A 25964-nucleotide genomic window follows, 5' to 3' on the forward strand; every position below is an offset into this window, starting at 1 on the left:
TAAAGGAGCTTTTAGGGATTCAGGGGGGAATCGCTGCCCTGAACCGCAGAACCGGAAGGACAGGTTCTGCCGCTTTGGGGGCAATGTCAGATCAGGCAGCGGCTGTCGCCAAAGTTGGTGCATCCATCTCTGGTCCAGCTTCCCGTAACCGCAGATAGAAGCCGTAGTAGGCTTCGACAAAGCGTTCTGGATGGAAGGGAATGCGGCAGGTTCGATCGATTTCCCAGCTATCCACCAGTTCGTAACCCAGGGCAGTCAGGGAAGCAATGAATTGCTCCTGGTTTTGGATCTTGTAAGGAACGTAAGACTCAAGCAGGCTCTGCAGAGTGATATATTCCGGACCGTCATAGAAGGGCACATGATGAATAATCAGATGATGGGGTTTGGCGGTCAGTTGTCCCAGCAATTCGGCCAGGGAGGGTTCGATATATTGCAGTGCCCCACAGGTCAGGTAAATATCCGACCCCTCTGCGTCGCTAGCCTGGGTCGTATAAGACAGCCCCGGACTGGTCACATGCTGCAGAACTTCATTCCCAGCCCGAACCGCTTCTGGCAGGTCACAGACCTTCCAGGTTAAATCGGTTGGGTAGGGAATATAGGTTCGGTAGGCATAGTAGCTGTAGCCAGTATTCCCCCCCAAGTCAAACAGGCTGGAACTCTTGGAGAAAGCTTCCCGCAACCAGACCAACACAGGATAGTCGATCGGCTGAAACTTATGAATTCGAGCTACTTCCTCAGCACTGATCGGGGTTTGCTGATGGTACTCACCATAGAACTCAGGCAAGTTATAACTACTGGCCGTCCGCTGCGGAATTGCCCCCATCGCCTGACTGAAGGAGCGAAACACCCCCCGACAACTGGCACAACTTCTGGGGAACACCCAGTAGTGCAGGTAAGCGTCTCCCACGATCGGAATATTAATGAATAGATCGCGCAAGCCCTTTTTCCAGTTTTTAGCTTTCTTCTTGCTCCGGGTTGTCGATCGTTGTGCTTGCATTTGAGAGTTTTCCTCCAGGGTATGAACTGATCAGATGATTGTGAACGCGCATCAGGAGACAGTGCCGACTTTGAGATATTTGCCGGGGCGATCGGGATCGGGAATGTACCAGGCCGGATTCCCCTCCGGATCCTTACCCAAGCGCGCCCCCGGTTGGGGAGGGCGATTGCGATCGAAGGTCGTCTGGCCGTTGCTAGCCCCGTTGGCTCCATCGGCCACCGTGGCTCCAGGCAGAAATCCGGCCATCTGCAATTCGGCCACGCTGTCTTTGAACGCCCGGATCACCCGCTCAATTTCTTCCTCTGTGTGGGAAAGGGTGAAGAAACAGGGACGGTGGTCCCAAACATGCACACCCTTTTCCCGCAACAGATAGAACAGCAATTGGGCGTAGGGCAACTCATGGGGATAGGTGATGTAGAACAGGGAGCTGAAGTGGGCGATCTTGACCGGAGCAGCCACCCGCTCAAAATGCTGGTTCAGGTGGGTGGCGAATTTGTGAACTTTTTCAGCCAGGGATTTTTGGGCTTCTGGGCCAATCTCTTTCAGCTTGGTCAGCACTGCGCCCGCAGCCGCCAAGGCCATTGGATGTCGGACGAAGGTTCCCGCAAAGAAGGTCACCCCAACTTCCGGAATGGAATCATCCCCAAACTGCCAGAAGCCACCGTCCAGGGCATCCATGTATTCGGACTTACCCGCCAAGATGCCGATCGGTAAGCCCCCCCCAACGACCTTGCCGTAGGTGGCCATATCCGCCCGGATATTGAAATATGCCTGGGCTCCGCCGGGGTGAACCCGGAAGCCTGTCACCACCTCATCGAAGATGAAGGCCGTTCCCGATCGCTCAGTCAATTGGCGCAGATCTTGGAGAAACTCCCGGGGCTGCAAATCCGGGTCCCGGCTGCGGACCGGCTCCACCAGAATGGCCGCTAGGTCATCGGCCTGATTCCGCAGGATTTCCAGGGCTTCCGGGGTGCCGTAATCCAGCACCAGCAGATTCTCAAACATGGAAGGCATAATCCCAGGAGCAGCGGGCAGGGTTCTCAGCTTGGGTCCCGGTCGATACAGCACCTCATCAAAGGTACCGTGGTAATCCCCAGAGAAGGTGGCTACCAGACTGCGTCCAGTCACAGTTCGGGCCAGACGTAACGTGGCCATCACCGCCTCCGAACCCGTGTTGCAGAAGGCCACCCGATCCATACCCGTAAATTCTGTAATCATCTTGGCCACCTGACCCGCCAGGGGGGTCTGGGGACCAATTTCAATCCCTTTTTCCATCTGGGCAATGACGGCTTGGGTGACAAAGTCCGGGTTCCAGCCAAAGAAGTTGAGACCAAACCCATTGGTCAAATCAATGTAATCATTGCCATCCACATCCCAGAGGTGGGAGCCTGCCGATCGATCGGTGACGATCGGATAAACCATTTCCTTGAGCTGGGGCGTAAACCCGGACACGGTGCGGGGATCAGCCAGATAGCGCCGATGCTCCTGGGCTTGCCGCTTCGACTCCGCCGTGCGAGCCGTATAGCGGGCAATCATCCGATCCAGAGCCGCCTGTTGCTCTGCTGTCAGGACGGCTGCATTCGCCTTCTCAATCCGGGCCCCCGGACCCGATAGCTTTTTCGGTTTGGGTTCGGCGGGAGGCTCTGCCACCGGGGCACTGGCGGTGGCCACGGGAACAGCAGGACTCACCGCCGGAGCCGGAGCAGGCAGGGGAACGGAAGCAGGCAGAGCCGGAGCAGCACCGACCTGACGCAGCAATTCCAGTTGCTGCGTCATCAGGTGCAGTTGCTGGGCCACCACGGTTTCGATCGCTCCGACAGCAGCCGGATTCAGAACGGGGGCAGGGGCAGCAACCGGAGGAACGGGGCTGCTGCTAAGAGGGAGTTCAGGGGAGGCAGTCATCGCAGGAGTCACCGGGGCGGGGGAGGCTAGAGGAACAGGAGCAGCGGGTGGCAGGGCGGCAGGTGCTGGAGCGGGGAATGCATCAGCAGGTAAGGCCCGATCGATAAACTCGGCCAGGGTGTCCAGGGTGGGGCACTCTTCTAACAGATGGCGGAAGGTGATCGTGATCTTAAATTTTTTCTTCAAAGCCAGGGCCACCTGGGTGAGGGAGAGGGAATCCTGTCCTAATTCCAGGAAGGTGATGTCCCCATCTGCTGCTGCCATTTCCAGGCCGGAGGTGGCTTCAAAAACTTCTTGCAGAATGGGGATCAGGCGCTGTTTACGAGGGTCTGTCATAACTTGGGGTTGAGCTTCAGGTTGAGGGTCTGCCGGTCTGGATGGAAAGAGCGGTTCAGGTTGAGCCGGGGCAGGAGGCGGCGCAGGCAGCTCTGGACTTGGGGGAGCCGGTTCAGCGATCGCGAGTTTTGGATCAACCCAGTACCGCTGCCGCTCGAAGGGATAGGTGGGCAGGGGGAGACGGTGACGATGTTCATCCGCGTAAAAACTCCGCCAGTCGATCGTCACCCCCGCCAGCCAGAGCTGACCGATCGCCTGGAGCAGGGCCAGCCATTCCCCATCCTCCTCCGCCGTGCTGCCCAGGGAGGAGAGGGCGACCTGCCGCTTGACCTCTTTAGCTTGCTGGCGAGCCAGGGTGGCTGCCGTGGTCCGGGGACCCACCTCCAGCAAGACTCGCTCTGGCTGCTGCCAGAGAGTCTGGACTCCTTCTGCAAAGCGGACGGTAGCCCGGAGGTGATTGGCCCAGTAAAGGGGATCGGTGGCTTGGTCTGCGGTGATCCAGTCGGCGGTTACCGTGGACACGAAGGGAATCTGCGGTGGGGACAGGTGCACAGTCCTGACCAGGGCCGCAAAGGGCTCCACGATCGGGTCCATCATGGGGGAGTGAAACGCATGGGAAGTATGCAGGGGCTTACAAATAATCTCCTCTGCTTCCAGAGCCTGCTGCAGGGTGGCGATCGCCTCGGCGGGGCCGGAGACCACACAGAGGGACGGGCCGTTGATGGCGGCGATGGATAGGTCCGGGCTGAGTCTCTGGGCCACCGTAGCTGCCGGAAGCCGTACCGAGAGCATGGCCCCGGGCGGCAATTCCCACATCAAGCGGCCCCGGGCTGCCACCAGTTGCAGGGTGTCGGCCAGGGAGAACACCCCAGCCACACAGGCGGAGACGAATTCCCCAATACTGTGGCCGATCGTGGCTGCGGGCTTCAACCCCCAGCTCTGCCACAGTTGGGCCAGGGCGTATTCGATCGTGAACAGAGCGGGTTGGGTGTACACCGTCTGGCGTAACAGGGCGGCAGCGGCCTCACTATTGCCTGCTGCTGGATAGAGTACCTGACGCAAATCCTGATCCAAATAGGGACGTAGCAACTCAGCGCACTCATCTACCGTCGCCCGGAAGACCGGCTCCCGATCGTACAGATTTCGCCCCATGTTGACGTACTGGGAGCCCTGACCGGGAAACATGAAGACCACCTCAGGCTGGCGCAGTTCCGTCTGGCGGGTGCCCGTGCGGGTGGGGTCCAGGCTATCCAGGAGTTGAACCCCCTCTTCTCGGTTGCGGCAGACGACGAAACGCCGGTGGTTAAAGGCTTTGCGCCCCACCTGCAAGGTATGGGCCACATCCGCTAGGTTCAGGGCAGGGTGCTGGTGCAGGGTCTGCTTCAGATTGGCTGTAGCCTGAGCCAGGGCCGTCTCGGATCGGGCTGACAGCAGGAGCAGGTGAACAGGACGGGCTGGGCTGGAAGCCAGCGGCTGCGGAGCCTCCTCCAGGATCACATGGGCATTGGTGCCGCCTACCCCAAAAGAGCTGACCCCTGCCCGACGTGGGGTTTCACCCCGTTCCCAGGGGGTGAGGGCCGCATTCACATAGAAAGGGCTGTGGGCAAAGTCAATTTCCGGATTGGGGGCCTCGAAAAACAAGGTGGGCGGGATCTGGCCATGTTTCAAAGCCAAGGCCGTCTTGATCAGCCCAGCCACCCCGGCAGCAGCCACCAGATGGCCCATGTTGCTCTTAATCGAACCCACGGCACAGAACTGGGTGGCCATGGTTTGGGTTCGAAAGGCCTGGGTCAGTGCTTCGATTTCGATCGGATCCCCCAGAGGGGTGGCCGTACCATGGGTTTCAACATAGGTCACCGTTTCCGGATGCACCCCCGCACTGGCCTGGGCCATCAAAATTGCCTCGGCCTGACCCTGCACGCTGGGGGCGGTGAAGCTGACCTTATCAGCCCCATCATTGTTCATGCCGACCCCTTTGATCACAGCATAGATGGTGTCCCCATCAGCCAGGGCATCGGCCAGCCGCTTCAGGACGACTAGCCCAGCACCGTTGTTGAACGTGGTGCCCTGGGCCTTGGCATCAAAGGGACGACAATGGCCATCAGGAGAGAGCATACCGCCTTCCTGATACAGGTAGCCTGTGTTCTGGGGGGTATTCACAGAAATGCCCCCCGCTAGGGCAAGATCACAATGGTGACTGAGCAGCCCCTGGAAAGCATGAATCACCGCCACCAGCGATGTCGAACAGGCGGTGTTAATACTGACGCTGGGACCCCGCAGGTTGAGCTTATAGGAGGTGCGGGTGGTGACAAAGTCCTTCTCGTTGGCCAGCATGGTCTGGAAGGCTCCCAGCCGGTTGACGATTTCCGGACGGCCACAGATGTGGCGCTCAAAGTAGGTATTCTGACCAGAACCGGCATAGAGCCCAATCAACCCGTCATACTGTTCCGGGGTATATCCAGCATCGTCCAGGGCCGTCTGAGCCAGTTCCAGAAATAGCCGGGCCTGGGGGTCCATCACTTCCGCCTCCCGGGGGCTAATGCCAAAAAATGCCGCATCGAAAGTCTCTGCCCCCTGGATAATCCCTTTGACCCGCACGTAGTCGGGATCCTGACGCAATTCTGGATCAACGCTGGGATCAATTTCTGTGGGATCGAAGCGAGTGACGGTCTCCTTCCCGGCACAAAGGTTTTGCCACAGCTCCGCCACCGTATCGGCACCGGGGAATCGCCCCACCATGCCAATGATGGCGACCCCATCCAGGGCGGTTTTTGCTTCAGGATCGGGGGTGCGATCGCCCCAGTTTCGGGATCGGGCACGGCGCTGCAGGGGCCGATCGGTCTGCTGCCCTTCCGCCTGCTGGACCAGATAGCGGGCCAGGGTGCGGATGGTGGGATACTCATACAGCTTCACGGTCCGGAGGGTATAACCCAGCTGTTTCTGAATTCGGGTGACCGTTTGCAGAGCCAGGAGTGAGGTTCCCCCCAGGTCGAAAAAGTTGTCTTCCACCCCAACCCGGCCCAAGCCCAGCAGGCCACACCAGAGATCGGCCAGGGTCTGTTCCAGGGGAGTGCCGGGAGCCACATATCCAGCAGCAATGCTGTCCTGGACAGGGGAGGGTAGCGCCCGTCGATCGGCCTTGCCATTGGGGGTCAGGGGAATTTTCTCCAGCACCATCAGGGCACTGGGGACCATATACTCGGCCAAATGCTCATGCAGGTATGCTTTTAACTGGCTAGGGCTGGGGGATTGGCCCTCCTGGGCCGTAATGTAGGCCACCAGTTGCTTATTGCCGGGGGTGTCTTCCCGCAGGATCACCACCGCATCCCGCACAGACCCATGCCGACCCAGCACCGTTTCAATTTCACCCAGCTCGATCCGGTAGCCCCGCAGCTTAATCTGGTTGTCACGTCGGCCAATAAATTCGATCGTGCCATCCGACAAGTAGCGGACCAGATCCCCCGTTTTATAGAGGCGATCGACAGGATTGGCACTGAAAGGATTGGGGATAAACCGCTCCTCGGTCAGATCCGGACGGTTGAGGTATTCCCGGGCCAGCCCCGCGCCACCGATATAGAGTTCACCGGGCACCCCGATCGGCACCGGCTCGAGGGTTGCATCCAGGATATAGACCTGGGTGTTGGAGATGGGTCTGCCGATCGGAATCGACGTGAGGGACGCCGGGAGAGGATACGGAATCCGGTGACAGCAGGTAAACGTGGTGCTTTCCGTAGGACCGTAGCCATTGATCAACTGAGTGCCCGGTAGTTTTTCCTGGGCCAGCCGGATGTGGGCCACGGACAGGGCTTCGCCCCCCGTCAACAATTCCTGCACGCCCTGCAGAGTTTCCGGTGCTTCCGTGATGATGGTGTTGAACAGGGCTGCGGTCAGCCACAGAGTGGTGACGCCATAGTTGCGAATGACGCTTCCCAGATCGGCGGGATCGGGCAGACCATTGCCCGGAAACAACACACAGCAACCCCCATGGAGCAAAGCCCCCCAAATTTCCAGGGTAGCAGCATCAAAGGAAATCGGAGCCAGTTGCAGCAGGGTCTGGTTACCGTCCAGACAGGTATAGTTGGCTCCAAACACGAGGCGGAGCACCCCTCGATGGGGGACGGCCACCCCTTTGGGCCGTCCCGTGGACCCGGAGGTGTAATTGATATAAGCCAGGGCATCGCTGCTGACCAGACAGGAGATTGGCTCAACCTGACCCTGGGCTGTGGTCCCCCAATCGGCATCCAGGCAAAGAACCTGAGCCTGATGGGGAGGCAGGTGGGGCAGCAACGAGGTCTGGGTCAGGAGCACTGAAGCCTGGGTATCCTCTAGCATCCAGGCCAGCCGATCCTGAGGATAGGCGGGATCCAGGGGCACATAAACGCCACCGGCCTTAAGAATACCGATCGTGGCTACGATCAGTTCGATCGCCCGTTCCATCGCCAGAGCGACGAAGGTACCCGAAGTCACCCCCAGATGCTGCAACTGAGCTGCCAGTAAATCAGCCCGCCGATTCAGTTCCTGATAGGTAATCGAGACGGCCTGCCCGGCCCCGATCGTCGGCAGGATAACGGCGATGGCCTCCGGGGTCCGGGCGACCTGTTGCTCGAAAATCCGATGGATTGACTGATCGGCAGGATAGGGAACCTGGGTCTGATTCCATTCCTCCAGGAGTTGGTGCCGTTCGGCAGCCGTCAGGAGGGTAAGTTTCTCCAGGGGCTGATGCGGATTGACCACCATGCTCTCCAGCAGAGTCTGCAGGTGACCCAGCAACCGGGCAATCGTAGCGGCTTCAAATCGTTGGCGATCGTAGCAAACTTGCAGTTCGGCGCTGGCCTCGGCCACCAGCAGGGCCAGGGGAATCCCATTCTGCTCTGCCAGGGTCTGCTCTGTCTGGAACAGGACGACAGTCTCAAACAGGGGACTGGCAGCCGCAATGCCGCTCCAGGCTTGTAGTTGAGTCGGAGAGGCAAGGCCATACTTCTGCAAGGACTGCCCCAGAGCCTGCAGGTCTTGCAGCCAGGGCAACAGGAGCGTGCCAGCAGGAACGGCAATTTTTAGGGGCAGCAGGGTGGCCAGTTCTCGATCGGTCGCAGCAGGGGGGGCCGCCACACCAAAACATACGGTCTCCTCACTACTGTAGCGATGGAGGAGTAAGGCCCAGGCCCCCAGGCATAGAACCTCCAGAGTCAGCCCCTGTGCCTGTGCCAGGGCTTTCAAGGGACCGATGAGCTCGGGAAAGGGATGCAAAACCTGGCTATCGTAGTCAACCGGAGAACCGTCCGTTCTGGGTTGGCGGCGGTCAACCACCAGAGGAGTCATGCTGGTTCCAGAGAGATAGGATGCCCAGAAATGATCTGGGGCAGGTGCCTCTGATCCAAGACGTGATAACACAATCTGGGGATGCCCCTCTGAGTAAGAACTGTTCATGTCGGTATTGCCCCTGTCTCGCATGCTACACTCCTGGTCTGGAATAGTATGCCCACCTGAACCGCAGAATAAAAAATTTCTGCGTTTTAACTGAGATAGTTCCTCTCCTTAAGGTAGTAGGGTCCGTAAATTCCCTACAATCTTTTTCGGAATGAATTTAGGTCTTCTTCAAAAAGTTCCCGATCTTCCTGAAGATTACTTAAAGCCTGGGGAAAAGCGCAATCTTTACATTTCTATGGAAGCTCTGATTGGATTGGTCCTGCTCTGGATCGGATGGCTCCTCAGCCCCCGGAAATGGCGACAGCGGCTGCAGGTTCCGTTTATCATTATTGCTCTGGTATGGGTTCTGGCGTCTCCGGTGGGCCTGACAATCACCCTCTGGGGGCTAACAGCGCCCCTGCCAGGAGACCCAGGAGAACCCGTAGACGCGATCGTCCTCCTGGGTCGGGGGGATCCAACCCGTGATTACCGTGCCGCTGCAGCCCAGAGCCTGTGGCAGGCCAGACGTGCATCCCGAATTTTCGCCAGTGGAATGCTTGATGCCCGGATGCTTGTTCAAACCCTTGAGGAAATTGGCATCCCCGGATCCAGTCTGGCGGGGGAAGAGTGTTCCCAATCGACCGAAGAGAATGCTGCTTTTACCAATGCTGTCCTGCGCCCCCAGGGTATCCAGAGGATTTTGCTGGTCACCGATGGCCCCCACATGCTGCGATCGTTCCACATTTTTCGCAGTTTTGGCTTTCAGGTCATCCCGCATCCCCTGGCTCTGCCTGCCCAACTGTCTTATCCAGCGCGCTGGGGTGTTGTCCTGCGGGAATCCCTGGCCTTAATCAAGTCCTTTTTCTCAGGACAGTTTAAACTGCAACCCTTGGAGCATTTGCAAACTTCGCCAGAAGTAACCCAGAAGATTCAGGCTTGGGGTTGTCTGGTCAAGGGGAAAGGATCATAGGGAGCTGGTTACTGGATTTAGGATTGTGGATTAAATAACCTGGATTTCTTCAGTCCTCACCCCCAACCCCCAACCCCTCCCCCTCTCCCAAATTTGGGAGAGGGGGCAGGGGGGTGAGGGCAATCAGGAGTTTGGCACTTTATTTAATTCTCGTTCCTTAGGAGAGATGGGTATAGATGTCCATCAACTGTTGATAATTGCTCTCTGCCGAGTAGGTCGCTTCAAAAGCGATTCGAGCTTGCTGGCGGATGTGCTGGCTGAGAGCCGGATGCTCCAGGAGAAACTGAATCTGGGTCACCAAATCCGTTGCGTCCCTAGGCTGAAAGTGGAGACCGGTTTGATGGGGTTGAATCAGGGTACTCATGGCTCCCAGGTTGGATGCGACAACAGGTGCTCCGGCAGCAAAAGCTTCAATCACAATGCGGGGCAGCCCTTCGTACCATTCCGATGGAAAGACCAGACAGGTAGCCCCCTGCAAAAGGGTATAGACTTCTGCCAGCGATCGGGGACCCAACCACTCGATCGCTGGATTTTGGGCTGCGGCTGCCATCACCTGCGGGGCCAGGGGACCTTCCCCCACCACTTTCAACGGTAAGTGGTGGCCGAGTTGATTCCAGGCTGTTAGCAGCGTACCAATGCCCTTTTCAGGGGACAGCCGACCGACGAAGAGGGCATAATGCCCTCCTCCCTGGCCCAGACCGGGATCGGGATAGACGAAGTTGGGTTTCACCACAATTTTGTCTGCAGGCAGGCCCGCCTGGATGAACTTACGCCGGGTAAATTCGGTCAGGGTGATGTAGCGATCGACCTGATGGGTCCAGGTTCCTAAAGCTCGGTGGGTTGCCAGCATGGTGGCCACAACCCCTGAAGCCATCCGACCCCGGTAACACCCATGAACAAGACTGGGCCAGGGGAACCATTTGCCCATACAGTCTTCACAAACCTGGCCTGCCCGAAAAAAATAGGCATTGGCACACATCAGGCGGTAGTTGTGCAGGGTCAACACCACGGGAACACCCACAGCCTGGGCAGCATAAAAAACGGCTGGAGAGATCAGGGGGAAAAAATTATGCACATGCACCACGTCAAAAGTTTGTTCGGTTAAACGTTGTTTTAAGACTTGATAGGAGTGCTTGGACCAGACCGTGTTTAGGGCTACATCCAATTGCCCCAGGGTTGTGATGCGATCGTTGTGGTCGTCGTAAGTTTCTACCTGATGCCCTTTTTCCCGCAGCAAGGTCGCCTCCGCTTCCCGACAGACATCTTCCCCACCGCCAATTTGATACCGGTTATGAACACTTAAGATCCGCATCTAAACTCCAAATTCACTCAGAGGGATGGACTGGCCAAGGGTCGTTTAAAGAAGTAGTGAAGTTATGAAAGGTTCATGGGAGGGGATTTACGGGTGCCTTAGAATATCGGCAGACTGGTCTAAATCTTAATGAAACCTGATCCTTTGCCTCTGGTCTCCGAGGTGAGGGCCAATCAGCAACCGCTGAAACTGATGGAATTTCTGTTGCTGCTGTCTCATACAGTTTTACTGATACATTCCTGATACAGCGTATCGTATGGGTCCGAGTTGCAGGGGCAGACCCTGCTATTCTCACCAATATAGGTTCAATTTGCTTGAAGTCATGGACCATCCCTGGTCTACTTACTGGAAGTGTAGTCGTCGATGAAATTCTTCTCAAAATTTCTATACGTCTTCCCCTCAAAGGGGACCATTCTCATCCCCTGGTTTCTGGCTTTTGTGTTTTCTTCATTTCTGGAAGTTGTCGGGATTGGCATCATTGGCCCCTTTATTGGTTTGGCCAGCAATCCTGCCCTGATCCATCAACAATCCTGGTTGGATCAAATTTATAAAACATTAGAGTTTCGCCAGGAAAGCCACTTTATTGCCTTTACGGGTTTGCTGGTGGTTGTCCTCTTCTGTGTCAAAGCATTCCTGTGCTGGTACGTTCAATCGCGCATCTTCCGGTTCAGTTACCAGCAAAAGGAGAAACTGGTCGAGCGCCTGATGCATGGCTATATGAATGCGCCCTATGTGGTCTACATCGGCAAGAATAGCTCCCAGGTAATCCAGAATGTGATTGGGTTGACCCGAGCGTTTTCAGACTCGATGCTCAGCCCCATGCTGGTGGCCGCTTCGAATGTGGTGACGATCGTGGCCGTTTCCTTATTGCTCTGTTTGGTCAGCCCTTTAGCGGTGCTCGCCCTTCTGTTTATTGCCATCCCACTAATCTTCCTGTTTAGTGCCTTCAAAGAAAGGGTCAGAACCTGGGGGATGCAGCTCTACGAAGCGGATCAGGGCATTATTCGCGGCATCAACCATGGGTTGGGTGGTTTTAAGGAGACGCGGGTGATTGGCTGTGGCTCTTTCTTTGCCCAGGAGACCATCAACCATGCCCATACATTTGCTGAGGCATCCCTCAAGTTCTATGCCTTTAAGCTGTCTCCCCGCTTTATGGTGGAGGCCCTGCTGGTGATTTTTGTGGTGGGCTTCACCTCCATCTCCCTCTTGTCTGCCCGGAACATGGAGCAACTCACCCCGGTCTTGAGTGTATTCGCCCTGGCCTCCATTCGCCTGATTCCGTCCTTTACCAACCTGACCAACGGCATCAGTACCATTCGCAATGCCAGTCCTTCCCTGAACCAGCTCTACCTGGACCTGAAAGAGTTAGAAGAATCCACAGTTGCCTCCTCTTTACGGCAGTTGCCTTCATCCGGAACTCATATCCCTGAACTCAACTTTGAGCGGGAACTGGTCCTTGATGCAGTTACCTACCGTTACCCTGGAGCAGCCAGCAACTCTCTGGAAGGGGTGTCCCTGACCCTGCCCAAGGGGCAATCGATCGCCTTGATTGGCCGATCGGGAGCCGGTAAAACCACCCTGGTAGATGTGATTTTGGGCCTGCTCGAACCCCAGTCAGGCGATATTCGGGTGGATGGTGTTTCGGTCTACAAGAACATTCGGGGCTGGCAAAACCTGATTGGGTATATCCCCCAAGCTATCTTTCTGATTGACGACTCCTTTGAACGGAACATTGCCTTTGGGGTGCCCGATCACTTGATTGACCCTGTGCGCCTGGACAAAGCCATTCAGGCTGCTCAGTTAACCGATGTGATCGCCAATCTGCCGGATGGGATCAAAACCCGGGTCGGGGAGCGGGGCATTATGTTGTCTGGTGGGCAACGGCAACGGGTGGGCATTGCCCGGGCGCTCTATCACGAACGGGAAATTCTGGTGCTGGACGAGGCCACCTCTGCCCTGGACAATGAGACGGAAGCCCTGGTGACAGAGGCGATCAAGTCCTTAAGCGGCACGAAAACGATGATTATTATTGCCCACCGTCTCACGACCGTTGAGCATTGCGATCGGATTTATGTGCTGGAGAAAGGCCAGGTGGTCAAATCAGGTCGCTTCCGGGATGTCGTCCTGGGGGATTATCTGGTTACTGATGCAGAGAATCATTAGGGCTTCTGTAGGATGGCAACCAGGTCCACACACCTATCTTCTGGGGAAGGCCGATCGTCCAGGTTAGCCGGGCTCGACCTCCTGCGAGGGGCCGCAGTCCTGGCGGTAGCCCTGCTCCATTCCGGCAATGGCAAGCCTGCCCCAGGGGGGGCTGGTTTTCTGGAACATTTCGCTGGCTTTGCCGTCCCCTTCTTCCTGGCGACCTCTTTCTACCTGGCGGTCAGTAAACTCTATACCAGCAAGACCCCCTATTCCCTTCCCACGCGCCTGTCTCGCCTGTTGATCCCCTATGGGGTCTGGACAGCCATCTACGTGTTGTTTGCCTGCGTCAAGTATGGGGTTTCTGGAAAACGGGGAGAATGGGGGGAAATCTTTCAAGATCCCGTCAGTATCCTTTTCTTCGGCAGTCCAGCCTATCACCTTTACTTCATCCCCTTATTGCTAATGGGAACAGTGCTGCTCAAAGGGGCTGAGAGACTGATTCAATGGCAACTGCGGGTTATCCCCTTATTGGGGCTGCTGGTGTTGAGTACGATCGCCTATGAGGTGATCCTGGTGACGGGCAATGGGTTTGAATTAGGTCCCAATCTTGCGATGCAACCGATCTTCGCCGGTTTAGGGCTATCCCCTCAGCAATATCCGCTGTTGAGAATTGCCTCGGTTGCCTTGGTTTGGGCGTTGCGCTGTCTCCCCTACATTGCCTTGGTCTTGCTCTGGAAGCATCCTTCTGTGCAGAAACGCTTCCCCCAGGTGGGTTCCCAACCCCTTGTGGCGGGACTGGCATTCCTGATCATCAATGGGTTGGGCGATCGGATTTTGCCTGCAGCGATCTATGAAGTTGCCCAGGGCTACAGTGCCCTCGTCTTTGCTCTGGCGCTCTCGACCGTCCTGGAGGAAAAGCCCTGGATCAGGAATCTGGGCCTCTGTTCTTTTGGGATTTACCTGATGCATTTGATCTGGGTTGAGACGCTCAAAACTTTGCTGGGTCGAGTCTTCCCTGGCCTGCTTACGGAAGTGACCATTCTGACCCTGCTCACCTTTGCAGTGCCAGCCTGTCTGATCAGCTGGCTTTTGACCGTGATCCTCATGCGCCGAAAAGGAATTCTGCCCAAAGTTTTGTTTGGATAGTCCAGGTCAATATCAACAATGCCAACAGCCACAATATGAAAGTTCTGCACCTCAGTACGTCTGACCTCGATGGGGGAGCCGCCCGAGCGGCCTACCGTCTGCACCAGGGTTTACAGTCTACGGGTATCACCTCTCAAATGCTAGTGCGGGCTAAAAGCAGCCTGGATAAAACGATCGTCGCTGATAAAACGCTGCTGACCCGGTTAGGGCCTCCTTCTACCAGCCTACCCCTGCGCTTTTATCCCCACCGCGATCGCACGATGTTTTCAGGGCAATGGTTCCCGGATGCGATCGCACCCAAAGTCCGGCAACTCAACCCCGATATTGTGCAGTTGCACTGGATCTGCAATGGGTTTCTGCAGCTTGAAACCCTGGCAAAGTTAAACAAGCCCCTGGTCTGGACGTTGCATGATATGTGGCCTCTAACAGGAGGGTGCCATTACAGTGGAGCCTGCGATCGCTACCACCAGACCTGTGGAGCCTGTCCTCAACTCAAAAGCTCAAAAGAGCAAGATCTATCCCGTTGGGTTTGGCAACGCAAGGTCAGGGCCTGGAAAAATTTGCCTCTGACGATCGTCAGTCCAAGTGTCTGGCTGGCTGAATGTGCCCGATCCAGTTCGTTGTTTCACGATCGACGGATTGAGGTGATCCCCCATGGGCTTGACCTGACCCGGTATCGTCCAATTGATCGGGCGATCGCCCGGGATTTGCTGCAGCTTTCCTCCGAACAGCACATTGTTTTGTTTGGAGCCTCTCCAGGTACAACCAGTGACCCCCGTAAAGGATTGCAGTTCCTGCAACCGGCGATTCAGAAGCTGGGTCAGTCTGGCTGGCAAGATCGCCTGCAACTGGTGGTGTTTGGAAGCTCCAGGCCAGAACAACCGATAGACCTTGGGTTCCCCATCCATTATCTGGGGCAATTTCAGGATGACATAGCCCTCGCCCTGGTCTACTCGGCGGCGGATGTGATGGTGGTGCCATCAATCCAGGAGGCTTTTGGCCAGACTGCGTCTGAGGCCCTGGCCTGTGGGACGCCCGTGGTTGCTTTTGGGGCAACGGGCCTCCAGGATATTGTCGATCATCAGCAGAATGGCTATCTGGCCCGCCCTTTTGAGGTGGATGACCTGGCCCAAGGTATTGCCTGGGTTCTGGAGGACAAAGAGCGCCATGAAAAACTTTGCTTCCACGCCCGCGAGAAAGCAGAAAAAGTTTTCACCCTGGAACTCCAGGCAAGTCGTCATCGTAATCTTTATCGTGAAATCCTGGAAAACAAGATTTCTTAGGATCACGAATTAAATAAAACCTGGATTTTGGCTACCCATCAATCATGGATTGACTTACCACTAGTGTTGCAAACACTAAATTTTGCAACATGGGGGTTTGGGGGCGCAGCCCCCAAGAGGGGGTTCCACCCCCTCCACCCCCTCCAAAACTTTTAATTTGGTGTACTAGATGGGTTATTTGAAGATAATGCCTTTTATCATTAAACTTCATGTTTAATCTCTCAAAAATCGTACAAAAACTGTGAGAAATCGTTGAGTATTGAGAGTGTAAGAAATAACAATCGTGAGTCCGCATAAAAACAGAAAACCTCGTGATAATGCAGGTTAGACAGCTTCAGGTATCCAGAACTTTAACGATCTCGTTCTCAGGAGTAAATAAATGCAGGTCCTCGTCACCGGTTCTAGCGGCTTAATTGGCTCAGAGGCAGTCGAATTCTACGATCGCGAAGGGCATCAGGTTACCGGCGTAGATAACAACATGCGAGCTGAGTTCTTCGGTAAAGCGGGAGATACAACCTGGAATCTTCATCGCTTGAAGGAGAAAACCAGCAGGTTTGAGCACTGCAACATTGATATTCGCGATCGGGCCCAGCTCTCTGACTTGTTCCAATCAAAGCATTTTGATTTGATTATCCACTGTGCTGCCCAGCCATCCCACGATAAAGCCTGTCAGATTCCATTGCTGGACTTTGAAGTGAATGCCTTAGGGACAATCAATTTGCTGGAAACCGCTCGACAGTTCTGCCCTGAAGCTGTGTTCATCCATATGAGCACTAACAAGGTTTATGGAGACGCACCGAATGAAGTTCCCAGAATTGAGACGGAAAAGCGCTACGACTATGCCAATGCCGACGACTATCATGGTATTGCTGAAACTTGTCGCATTGATCAGTGTCTGCACTCGCTCTTTGGTGCTTCCAAGACAGCTGCAGATGTCGTTGCTCAGGAGTATGGTCGCTATTTCGGGATGAAGGTGGGGATTTTTCGGGGAGGATGCCTGACTGGTCCCTCTCACTCCGGGGTGGAATTACATGGTTTTCTTTCTTATCTGGTTAAAGTTGCTGTGACCGGGGGGACTTATAAAGTCTTTGGTTACCAGGGCAAACAGGTTCGAGACAACATTCATAGCTATGATGTGATTCAAGCATTTGAGGCATTTCGGCGAAATCCCCAGCCAGGAGAAGTCTATAACCTCGGGGGAGGACGGGATAATAGCGTATCAATTCTGGAAGCCTTTGATCTGATTGAGAACTTGACAGGCCATAAAGTTAATTGGGTGTACGTTGATCAGAACCGGATCGGTGACCATATTTGCTATATCTCTGACCTCCGGAAACTGAAATCCCATTTCTCAGAGTGGCAGATCACCTGGAATCTGACAAATATTTTGCAGGAAATGATTGCAGCGGAGCAGGAACGATATGGTAGCGTCTAATCCTGGAAATTTCATTGCGTCAGATCAGGCTCAGGATGCTAAGCATCGCCACTTGATGCTGTTTGAACTATCTGTAGGGGGGCACTATCCGGGCTACATTCAACATTTGGTTCAATACTGGCGTGACCAACATCTGACCGGAAAGTTAACGATCGTAGTATCCCCAAAGTTCATTGAGCAACATGCTGATGTGGTAGAAAGTGCTGCAGGCTACGAGCAATGGATTCGGTTTATCTCAGTGACCACGGCAGAAGCAGCAGCGCTGGTACCCAGGAAATCTCCAGTTCATCGCGCTGTGCGTGCTTTCCAGATGTGGTGTTTACTGTGCAAGTATGCGGCATCTGTCAATGCAAGCCATTGCCTGATCATGTACCTGGACTCCTTCCAAACGCCGCTAGCCGTAGGCACAAAGGCTCCATGTTCACTATCTGGGATTTACTTCCGACCCACCTTTCATTACAACACTCTCAGCCACTATGACCCATCCTGGAAAGACCGGATCCAACAATGGCGGGAAAAATTGATTCTCCCGCATGTTTTTGCTCATCCTCAACTGCAAACAGTATTTTGCCTCGATCCATTTGTCATCCAACCTCTCAGTCAATTCTGCCATCAAGTCCGAGTCGTGTCTTTGTCAGATCCAGTACAAATTTATCCCCATTCTGAAGATACAGTATTCAAACTTCAGGAGGCTCTGGGTATTCAACCCAATAGACTCGTATTTTTAATGTTTGGCGCATTAGATGAGCGCAAAGGCATTCATCAACTCCTGGAAGCAACGTTGATGTTGCCACCTGAACTGTGCCAGAAGTTGTGTCTTCTCTTTGTGGGACCCATTAAACCTCAGGACAAAATACGGATGCAGCCTCAGCTCACCCAACTCTCTGAGACTTTAGGTGTCCAAATTTTAATCCATGACAAATTTGTCTCTGATCATGAGATTCAGCCATATTTTCAGCTAGCAGATGTGGTTCTGGCGTTATACCAGCGCCATGTGGGCATGAGTGCGATTCTGGCCCGGGCAGCAACGGCTCAAACTCCTGTGCTGGCTTCAGATTACGGGTTAATGGGAGAAATAACCCAATACTATGGCCTTGGTTTAACCGTAGATTCAATGGTGCCCGCTGAAATTGCCCAGGGGTTAACTCAGTTGTTAACGGAGCCTCCTGCAAAAGTCGGCGATCGTGCGAAAATGTATGCTTTCGCTGAGCAAAACTCTGCTGAATGCTATGCTAAAACAATTTTTGAGCAGATAGGCTCAAATCCATAAACAATAAAGCAAACACACTCCTAAAGAATCCGTAAAGATCTGCACGGGTCAATAGTGTAATTTAATCCAGGCTGATTTAATAACTTGTGGGACTGCTTCCCATAAAAGTACGGATTTTTCTGACCAAACTGATTACTTCTTCTTGGATATGGATACTGGTGTTAGCCCTGCATCGGCAGTGCAGCAAATAGGGAAAAGCGCAAGTTCAAACTTAGTGTTCAAGCATCCGAGTCCGGAATCATTGGCCGATCGCCGCATCATGCTGTTTGACCTTTCTATTCGAGGTCATCATCCCAATTACATTCAACAATTAATTCGATACTGGAACGAGCATGCGGTCCTCGGAAGTTTAGAAATTGTGGTTTCTCCCAAATTCCTGGAGGAACATGCAGATGTTGTAGAACTGTCTAAGCATCTGCATCGTGACGATATTCGATTCATTGCTATTGCGACAGAAGAAGAAGCGGCACTGAAGTCTAGAGGGTCTTTTTTCAGTCGAATTGTACGAGCTTTTCAAGAACTGCGACTGTTACACAAGTATGCGGCGATCGTACAGGCAACGCATTGTCTGATCATGTACTTCGATACGGCCCAAATCCCCCTGGCAGTGGGGATCAATCTTCCCTGCCCTTTTTCTGGCATTTACTTCAGACCTACACTTCACTACAATGAGTTAATGGGGAAGCCTTTGTCCTGGAAAGAACAGCTGAATCAAGGGCGGGAAAGGTTCATTCTGTCTAGAGTCTTGAATCATCCTCAGTGTCATCGGTTGTTTTGCCTGGATCCATTTGCTGTTCGGCATTTTCAGACTCGTGGAGATCACCATGTTATCCATTTACCTGATCCAGTTTCTGTGCAGCCAGCAATTGTCCAGCCAGAGCTACAGGAACAGCAAGAATTGCTGAAAAGATCATTGGGAGTTGCTCCTGAACGGCGAGTGTTGCTTTTGTTTGGGGCTCTGACCAAACGCAAAGGGATTGTGCAACTTTTGGATGTGGATGCAGTGGCTCTGCTGACACCCGAGCAAGCTCAGCAATTGTGCCTGCTTCTGGTGGGAGAGATCCGGCCTGGGGAGCAAGCTGTGGTAGATGGGAAAATTGCAGCTATCCGTAACTCTTTACCGGTACAAATCATTACCCATTACGAGTTTGTCTCGGATGCATCTGTAACGAGCTACTTTCAACTGGCCGATGTGGTGCTTGCCCCCTATCAACGGCATGTGGGTATGAGTGGGATTTTGCTGCAAGCTGCGGCGGCTCAAAAGCCAGTCCTAAGTTCAGACTATGGACTGATGGGAAAACTGGTGCGCCAGCATAAGCTTGGCTTAACGGTGGATTCTGCCGTACCAGCCAGAATTGCTGAGGGGTTGGCCCGCTGTTTGACAGAGCCACCTGTTACCCTGGCCGATCGCCAGAAGATGGGCCACTGGGTGGAGCAGCATGCCGCAGACCATTACGCAGCAACGATTTTTCAGTACCTGAATTGAGGGGACTGGGGTAAGTACATACTCCGGCAAAGTTAAAGAAGATTAAAGTAAAGTTAAAGAGAATTACTCATCGGTCTCATCGTCAGGCAGGCCATGGGAAAATTATCTTTGAAGATAGTAAAAACATGACCTGGAAGACAAATGCTTCCAGAGCTCTGATTTGGGCATGGGGCAACAACTTTGGCTTCCAAGGGTCAATTCTTTGCTGAGGTCTGCCCTACCATGTGCCCCTTATCCAAGCTTAAATTTACGGTAGCCCGAGCCTTCAATAAGCTGAAGCGCAGTTGCCTGCGACCTCTGATTCTGAACCCTCTTCACCAGGCCAGTCAGGGAAACCCGATGCTTGAGCTTACTCCTGCGGTTACCCTCCCAGAGCTGTGCCAGCGCTTTCCCCATCAGATCCAGTCCCTGTTTCGCAAGCTGGATCTGCAAGCAGCAGGACTGGAAAGGGTCCGAGCCGCCGTGGCTGAACGCAACTGGGTGTCAGCTTGCGAGGCCCTGCTCCACTATTACGAAACCGACGATCGTCCCAACCGCCTGCGATTGCTGGGCAACCGCCACCTGATCTACGAACCCTTACTGCCCGATGCGATCCTGGCGGATACCTGCACGTTTCAGCAGAGCCTGGATGTGATTCCCCGTTGTGCCGATGGGCGACTGAATTGGGCGCATCAGGGACCCCATCAGGATCGGGAATGGGCCTGGTTTCTGAATCGGCACTATCAGTTGCTGGCCCTGTTTCACGCTTACCAGCAGACGGGGGATACCCGGTATATCGACTGTTTGAATGCCACATTGTTAGACTGGGTCATCTCCAGTCGATCGAAACCGGAGCAGGGGTGGGCCCAATGGCGAGGACGGGAAGTGGCACTGCGAGTGATTCACTGGGCCTCCCTATTTTACGGACTGCCAACAGAATTAGCCCCGGCAGTGCGACTCCTATTGTTAAACAGTTTGCTGGACCATGCTGCTTATCTACGGTATCTGCACCGTTGGGGAGGAAACTGGCTGACCAGGGAAATGAGCGGACTGGCTACGATCGCCCTGTGCTGGCCAGAATTCAAGCAGGCCCAGTCCTGGTTGGATTATGCAATGGGGCAGTTTTGCCAACAACTGGACCAGCAGATTTACCCGGATGGGGTGCACAAAGAATTGACCAGCCATTACCACCGGATTGTCCTGAACGACCTGCAGAATGTGGCCAACCTGTTGATGGTGGCGGGCAGGCCAGTCCCTTCCTTCCTGGAACAGCGGATCGAACAAATGCTGACTTATCTGGCTTACTCAGCCAGTCCCGATGGTAAAGCACTCTTAAACAACGATTCGGACCATGATGATAACCGGGAGTTTATCCAGCAGGCCGCCATCACTTGGGAACGTCCAGACTGGACCTATATCGTCACCCATGGCCAGGAAGGATGTCCCCCCGATCGCCTGCCCTCGATCGCCTTCCTCTGGGCCGGACAGGTGATCAGTCGCAGTGACTGGGAAGAACAGGCCCACTGGTCCTGCTTTGACATCGGGCCATCCGGGATCAATTACCACATTCATCATGACAAGCTCCACCTGTCCCTCTCCGCCTATGACAGGCATTTCCTGGTGGATAGTGGTCGCTATAGCTATCAGCGCAATCCTTTCTGGCATTACTTCCGGGGTTCCAGTAGCCACAATGTCATCCTGGTGGATGGGAAGGGACAGGGGGAGGATTGCTGGGAACAGGCCGAGCCTCTGACAGACCAGGTGACCCTCACACCTGACTTTGACTTTGCCTGGGGCCGCTTTGATGGCCTGTTTCCCGGTCTGATGGGGACAGTAACCCATACCCGATCGGTCGTCTATTTGCGCCATCGCTACTGGGTCGTGGTGGATTGGATCACCAGCGATCTGCCCCGGACAATTCAGGCCCTCTGGCATTTTCATCCCACCTGTACCGTGGTTCCGGATCGGGAGTCGGTGAAGACAATCGATGGCGAGCAGGGCAACCTGCGGGTTACCCCAGTGACCCCCTTCCCCTGGCAGGTGAACCTGGTTTGTGGCCAGCGAGAACCTGTCCAGGGTTGGTGGAGCCGGGAATACAATCACCTGGAAGCAAACTGCACCGCCATCTATTCTGCTAGCATCCAGGGTTCCACTGCATTCGCCTGGATTTTCTATCCGGCTGTCGGTGAAGTTCCCCTGATTCAGGCCGAACTGCTGTCTGTCACCCCTACTTCCATCAGATTGCTGATTTGGGAACCAGACCAGAGCACGACGGAATTTGCCCTTGGCCTCGATCGGGAGACCTGCATTCGTCTGTCTCAGCACCTGACTTTGCAGGGCCGCTGTGCCATTTTGAGAGCAGGCTATCCTCCCCTGGTTGCCCAGGGTTTTCTGACAGATGGGACAGGTCACAGGGTGACTACGGAACCTGTGGCTGGTCCGATGGTATCCGTTAAAACCGGCATAATGTAAACTCTCTTCACATAGTTGCAAAAAATTAGTTAACGACACCTGGAAAACAGGCTTTTTGAGCAGGGTCAGCCCATAATCTAATCTATGGCCATCACCCATTGGGATTAAGCTGAGGTATAGCGGTTCCACCCCTGCCTGAGGGTCATCCCCATGGGCCAAGCAATAGCCATAGTGCTCTATTCAAGCAATCCTGAGAGGGTGCCAGGGATTTTAACTTATGCATGAGATCCGCATTGCCTGGTTACTAACATCAGCGTTTTACTACTGGCATCCGATGCTGAGCTGCCTCAGCCGTCTCTTTCCCCAGACGACAGCCTTTGCCGCCAATTGGCAGGGGTACGGGCGCGGATTTGAGCATAGCTTTGCGGTGGAAGTGGTAGGTCAGCGGAAAATTATTCCCGTGCTCAAATCGGAAACCAGCTACGGTTCCAATTTCACCTATCTGCCCCTGGGGATTGTGAAGCATCTGTTACGGTTTAAGCCCCAGGTGGTTTTCTCCAACTCCTTTGGCATGTGGACGCTGCTGGCCCTGCTCCTGAAACCGATCGGTCGCTGGCGAGTTGTACTGGCTTACGAGGGCAGTTCCCCTGGCGTGGATTACCGCAACTCCCCAACTCGTCTGGCCATCCGGCGGGCTATGGTGCGATCGGCAGATGCTTGCATCACCAATAGCCATGCTGGTCAGGCTTATCTGGTTGAGATTCTGCATAGTCCCCCAGAAAAGGTCTTTGTCCAGCCCTACGAGGTTCCTTCGGCTCCAGCCTTACTGGCTTCAGCGCGGGCAGTGCAATTGGATCAAGTCGAGGGAGAACGCCCGATCTTTGTCTTTGTGGGCAGTCTTAAGCCCCGTAAAGGGCTGCTGCTCCTGCTAAAAGCCTGTGTGCTGTTAAAGCAGCAGGGCTACGATCGTTACACCCTCTGGGTGGTGGGAGATGGCCCCCAGCGATCGGAACTGGAGGCTTTCTGTCAGCAGCAGGGTCTTACAGATCGGGTGCATTGGATCGGGCAGGTGGAGTACGAGCAGGTGGGCGCTTACTTTCAGCAGGCGGATGTCTTTGTCCTGCCAACCCTGGAAGATACCTGGGGGGTTGTGGTTCTGGAAGCCATGGCCATCGGTAAGGCAGTTCTCTGTTCTCAATTTGCCGGGGCCTCTGAATTAATTGTGAGTGAGGAGAATGGATTCGTTTTCGATCCCAATCAGAGTCAGGCCCTGGCAGCAGCCATGGGTCGTTTTATTGCAGATCCTGATTTGAGCGATCGGATGGGTCAGCGGTCGGCCCAAATGATGACCCAGTTCAGTCCGGAAGCTGCAGCTGAATTTATGGGCCGAGTGGCGACGTTTGTTCTTCAATCAGAGGATTAGCCAGAATCATGCAACGGCTCAAGGTCTTGATTTCTGCGTATGCTTGCAGACCGGGGGAAGGTTCAGAACCTGGCATTGGTTGGGAAATTGCCAGAGAAATGGCGAAGCACCACCAGATTTGGGTTTTGACCCGCGAAAATAATCGTCCGGCAATCACCGCAGAACTGAAAAAACATCCCGATATCCCCCTTCGAGTGATCTTTTACGATTTACCAGGCTCCAGGATTTGGCGACGGGGGCAGGGTGGGGTGCATCTCCACTATTACCTGTGGCAAATTGGGGCCTATTTCGCAGCTCGTCAGCTGCACCAAACCGTTCAATTCGATCTGGTTCATCACATCACTTACGTCAGATACGCTGCTCCCAGTTTTCTGTCCTTGCTGCCCATTCCCTTTTTGTGGGGACCGGTGGGTGGGGGAGAATCTGCCCCGCAGTCGTTCTGGAAAGAATTTGGCTGGCGGGCCAGAATCTATGAAGGTCTGCGAAATGCTGCCCGCTGGCTAGGAGAGCATGATCCCTTTGTACGGATGACAGCCCGTCGCAGTGTGTTGACCTGGGCCACAACCTCAGATACCGCCGATCGACTCCAGACGCTCCAAGCTAGAAATATTCAGGTGCTCTCTCAACTAGGTTTGTCTGACCTGGAAATAAGCCAGCTGGCTCAGCCCTGTTCACGGCAGGAGCCTCCTATCCGATTCATCAGTATCGGTCGATTATTGCACTGGAAGGGATTTCACTTGGGCCTGCGCGCCTTTGCTCACGCAGATTTACCAGACAGTGCGGAATACTGGATTTTAGGAGAGGGGCCTGAAAAGCTGCCGCTGCAAAAGTTAGCTCAGGAACTGGGGATTGCCCATCAAATCAAGTTCTGGGGTAAACAACCACGGGATGAGGTTTTGAAGCACTTAAAGAATTGTTTGGCTCTGATTCATCCCAGTTTGCATGAGTCTGGAGGCATGGTTTGTTCAGAAGCGATGGCAGCAGGGATTCCAGTTATCTGCCTGGATCTGGGTGGTCCTGCCGTACAGGTGACCCCTGAAACTGGCTTTAAGATTCCCGCCCACAATCCGGAGCAGGCTGTTCAGGGGCTGGCCCAGGCCATGACAACCCTGGCGCAGAACCCAGACTTGAGACGATCGCTGGGGCTATCTGGTCAGCAGCGGGTGCGAGATCTGTTTCGCTGGTCGGTTAAGGGCCAGGAACTGGCAAACCTGTACGAAACGGTGTTGAAACAGTCCAGATATCAGGCAGCCTCCCTCAATCCGGTTCAGGATGGATACCCAAGAGAGGACATCGGTTAGTTCCCATGTCTAAGCCAGTTGTTGCCTTGTTTAGTAGCTTGCTTCTGCCCCCTTCCCAGACCTTCATCAAGGCCCAGGGAGAGCAGTTGCAGCAATTTACCCCCTATTACGTAGGCTCCCGTCTGGTTCCGGGGCTGGCCCTACCCCCAGAACGGACGATCGTGGTCAATTCGGGCAATATCCAGGGCCAGATACAAGAGGCTCTGTTCAAACTGACTGGGCTGGCTCCTCGCCTGTATCAACAGGTGCGTCAACTGAATCCGGTACTAATTCATGCCCAGTTCGGTCTGAGTGGAGCGCTGGTGCTGCCTCTGGTCCGATCGCTCAACCTGCCCCTGATTGTTCATTTTCGGGGGGCTGATGCCACGCTTAAAGATGACCAGGCCCGATATGCTTCCCTCAACCACTGGATTTATCTGCGTCGGCGGGAGGCGCTGAAGCAGGAAACCACTTTATTTATTACAGTGTCCAAGTTTATTCAAGAGAAATTACTGGAACAGGGGTTCCCTGCCAACAAAATTATTGCCCATTACAGTGGGATTAGCCTACATGATTTCTCCCCCGATCCTGCCCTGCCCCGGCAGCCGATCGTGCTCTTTGTCGGTCGATTGACCAAGAAAAAGGGCTGTGAATACCTGATCCAGGCGATGCAGCGGGTACAAACGGAGCAGCCGGAGGTGGAACTGGTAATCATCGGCGACGGTCCTCTGCGGGCCAGCCTGGAAACCCAGGCAGCCCAGCTCCCCGGTCGCTATCAGTTTCTGGGCACCCAAGTTGCAACAGTGGTTCGGAAGTGGATGAATCAGTCCCGGTTGCTGGTTGCCCCCAGTGTGACTGCCACTGATGGAGACTCCGAAGGCTTGCCCAATGTGGTTCTGGAGGCACAGGCCATGGGATTGCCCGTGGTCAGTACTCTGCATGCTGGAATTCCGGAAGGGGTGCTCCAGGGGGAGACTGGATTTCTGGCAGCGGAACGCAACCCTGAGGAATTAGCCGCTTACTGTCTGCAGCTCTTACAGGACCCCGATCTGTGGCAACGCTTCAGTCAACAGGGCCAGACTCATGTCCGGAGCAACTTTGATCGCACTCATCAGGTTGAAATTCTGGAACAGCTCTACAATTCAGTCCTGCAATCGCATCGATCCTGTTCGCAGACATAAA

The 25964-nt window shown here is 54.5% G+C and carries 14 protein-coding genes; 11 read left to right on the top strand and 3 right to left on the bottom strand.

The features are described from left to right. Positions 1 to 91: 91 nt before the first annotated feature. Both BST81_RS00200 and BST81_RS00205 read right to left on the bottom strand, forming a co-directional pair. Entirely contained in the window at positions 92 to 997 is a 906-nt protein-coding gene (locus BST81_RS00200; RefSeq protein ID WP_075596526.1) for a methyltransferase, TIGR04325 family, read from the bottom strand. A 51-nt stretch (positions 998 to 1048) separates the two neighbouring features. Beyond that, the gene (locus BST81_RS00205; protein ID WP_143780152.1) at positions 1049 to 8686 is read right to left on the bottom strand and encodes a non-ribosomal peptide synthetase/type I polyketide synthase; all 7638 of its coding nucleotides are present in this window, start codon (positions 8684 to 8686) and stop codon (positions 1049 to 1051) included. 127 nt (positions 8687 to 8813) lie between these two features. Here BST81_RS00205 and BST81_RS00210 point away from each other — a divergent pair, with 127 nt between their 5' ends. Then, positions 8814 to 9611, top strand: coding sequence for a YdcF family protein (locus BST81_RS00210; protein ID WP_075596527.1), 798 nt, complete (start codon positions 8814 to 8816; stop codon positions 9609 to 9611). 157 nt (positions 9612 to 9768) lie between these two features. Here the strand turns inward: BST81_RS00210 and BST81_RS00215 are convergent, their stop codons facing one another. Then, positions 9769 to 10923: a glycosyltransferase family 4 protein gene (locus BST81_RS00215; protein ID WP_075596528.1), complete on the bottom strand. Its 1155-nt coding sequence runs from the start codon at positions 10921 to 10923 to the stop codon at positions 9769 to 9771. 363 nt (positions 10924 to 11286) lie between these two features. Between BST81_RS00215 and BST81_RS00220 the strand changes: the two genes are divergently transcribed. The 10 genes from BST81_RS00220 to BST81_RS00265 all read left to right on the top strand — a co-directional run bounded on the left by BST81_RS00220 (position 11287) and on the right by BST81_RS00265 (position 25963). Further along, the gene (locus BST81_RS00220) at positions 11287 to 13086 is read left to right on the top strand and encodes an ABC transporter ATP-binding protein (RefSeq protein WP_075596529.1); all 1800 of its coding nucleotides are present in this window, start codon (positions 11287 to 11289) and stop codon (positions 13084 to 13086) included. 12 nt (positions 13087 to 13098) lie between these two features. Next, positions 13099 to 14214 (top strand): acyltransferase, encoded by a 1116-nt coding sequence (locus tag BST81_RS00225; protein ID WP_075596530.1) that lies wholly within the window; start codon positions 13099 to 13101, stop codon positions 14212 to 14214. 35 nt (positions 14215 to 14249) lie between these two features. Next, positions 14250 to 15497 carry a glycosyltransferase family 4 protein gene (locus tag BST81_RS00230; protein ID WP_075596531.1) on the top strand — a complete coding sequence of 416 codons (1248 nt, stop codon included), beginning with the start codon at positions 14250 to 14252 and terminating at the stop codon, positions 15495 to 15497. Between the two features lie 379 nt (positions 15498 to 15876). Next, the gene (locus BST81_RS00235; protein WP_075596532.1) at positions 15877 to 16932 is read left to right on the top strand and encodes an NAD-dependent epimerase/dehydratase family protein; all 1056 of its coding nucleotides are present in this window, start codon (positions 15877 to 15879) and stop codon (positions 16930 to 16932) included. Further along, positions 16919 to 18202, top strand: a complete 1284-nt coding sequence (locus BST81_RS00240; RefSeq protein WP_075596533.1) for a glycosyltransferase family 4 protein — start codon at positions 16919 to 16921, stop codon at positions 18200 to 18202. Before BST81_RS00235 ends, BST81_RS00240 begins: the two co-directional genes overlap by 14 nt. A 214-nt stretch (positions 18203 to 18416) precedes the next feature. After that, positions 18417 to 19688 carry a glycosyltransferase gene (locus BST81_RS00245; RefSeq protein ID WP_253188031.1) on the top strand — a complete coding sequence of 424 codons (1272 nt, stop codon included), beginning with the start codon at positions 18417 to 18419 and terminating at the stop codon, positions 19686 to 19688. A 339-nt stretch (positions 19689 to 20027) separates the two neighbouring features. Beyond that, positions 20028 to 22139 (top strand): alginate lyase family protein, encoded by a 2112-nt coding sequence (locus tag BST81_RS00250; RefSeq protein ID WP_171974624.1) that lies wholly within the window; start codon positions 20028 to 20030, stop codon positions 22137 to 22139. Positions 22140 to 22356: 217 nt separating this feature from the next. After that, positions 22357 to 23502: a glycosyltransferase family 4 protein gene (locus tag BST81_RS00255; protein ID WP_075596535.1), complete on the top strand. Its 1146-nt coding sequence runs from the start codon at positions 22357 to 22359 to the stop codon at positions 23500 to 23502. 8 nt (positions 23503 to 23510) lie between these two features. Then, positions 23511 to 24803: a glycosyltransferase gene (locus tag BST81_RS00260; RefSeq protein ID WP_075596536.1), complete on the top strand. Its 1293-nt coding sequence runs from the start codon at positions 23511 to 23513 to the stop codon at positions 24801 to 24803. A 5-nt stretch (positions 24804 to 24808) separates the two neighbouring features. Beyond that, positions 24809 to 25963, top strand: coding sequence for a glycosyltransferase (locus BST81_RS00265; protein ID WP_075596537.1), 1155 nt, complete (start codon positions 24809 to 24811; stop codon positions 25961 to 25963). The last annotated feature ends 1 nt before the right edge of the window (position 25964 follow it).

The organism is Leptolyngbya sp. 'hensonii' (assembly GCF_001939115.1).
Classification (GTDB): domain Bacteria; phylum Cyanobacteriota; class Cyanobacteriia.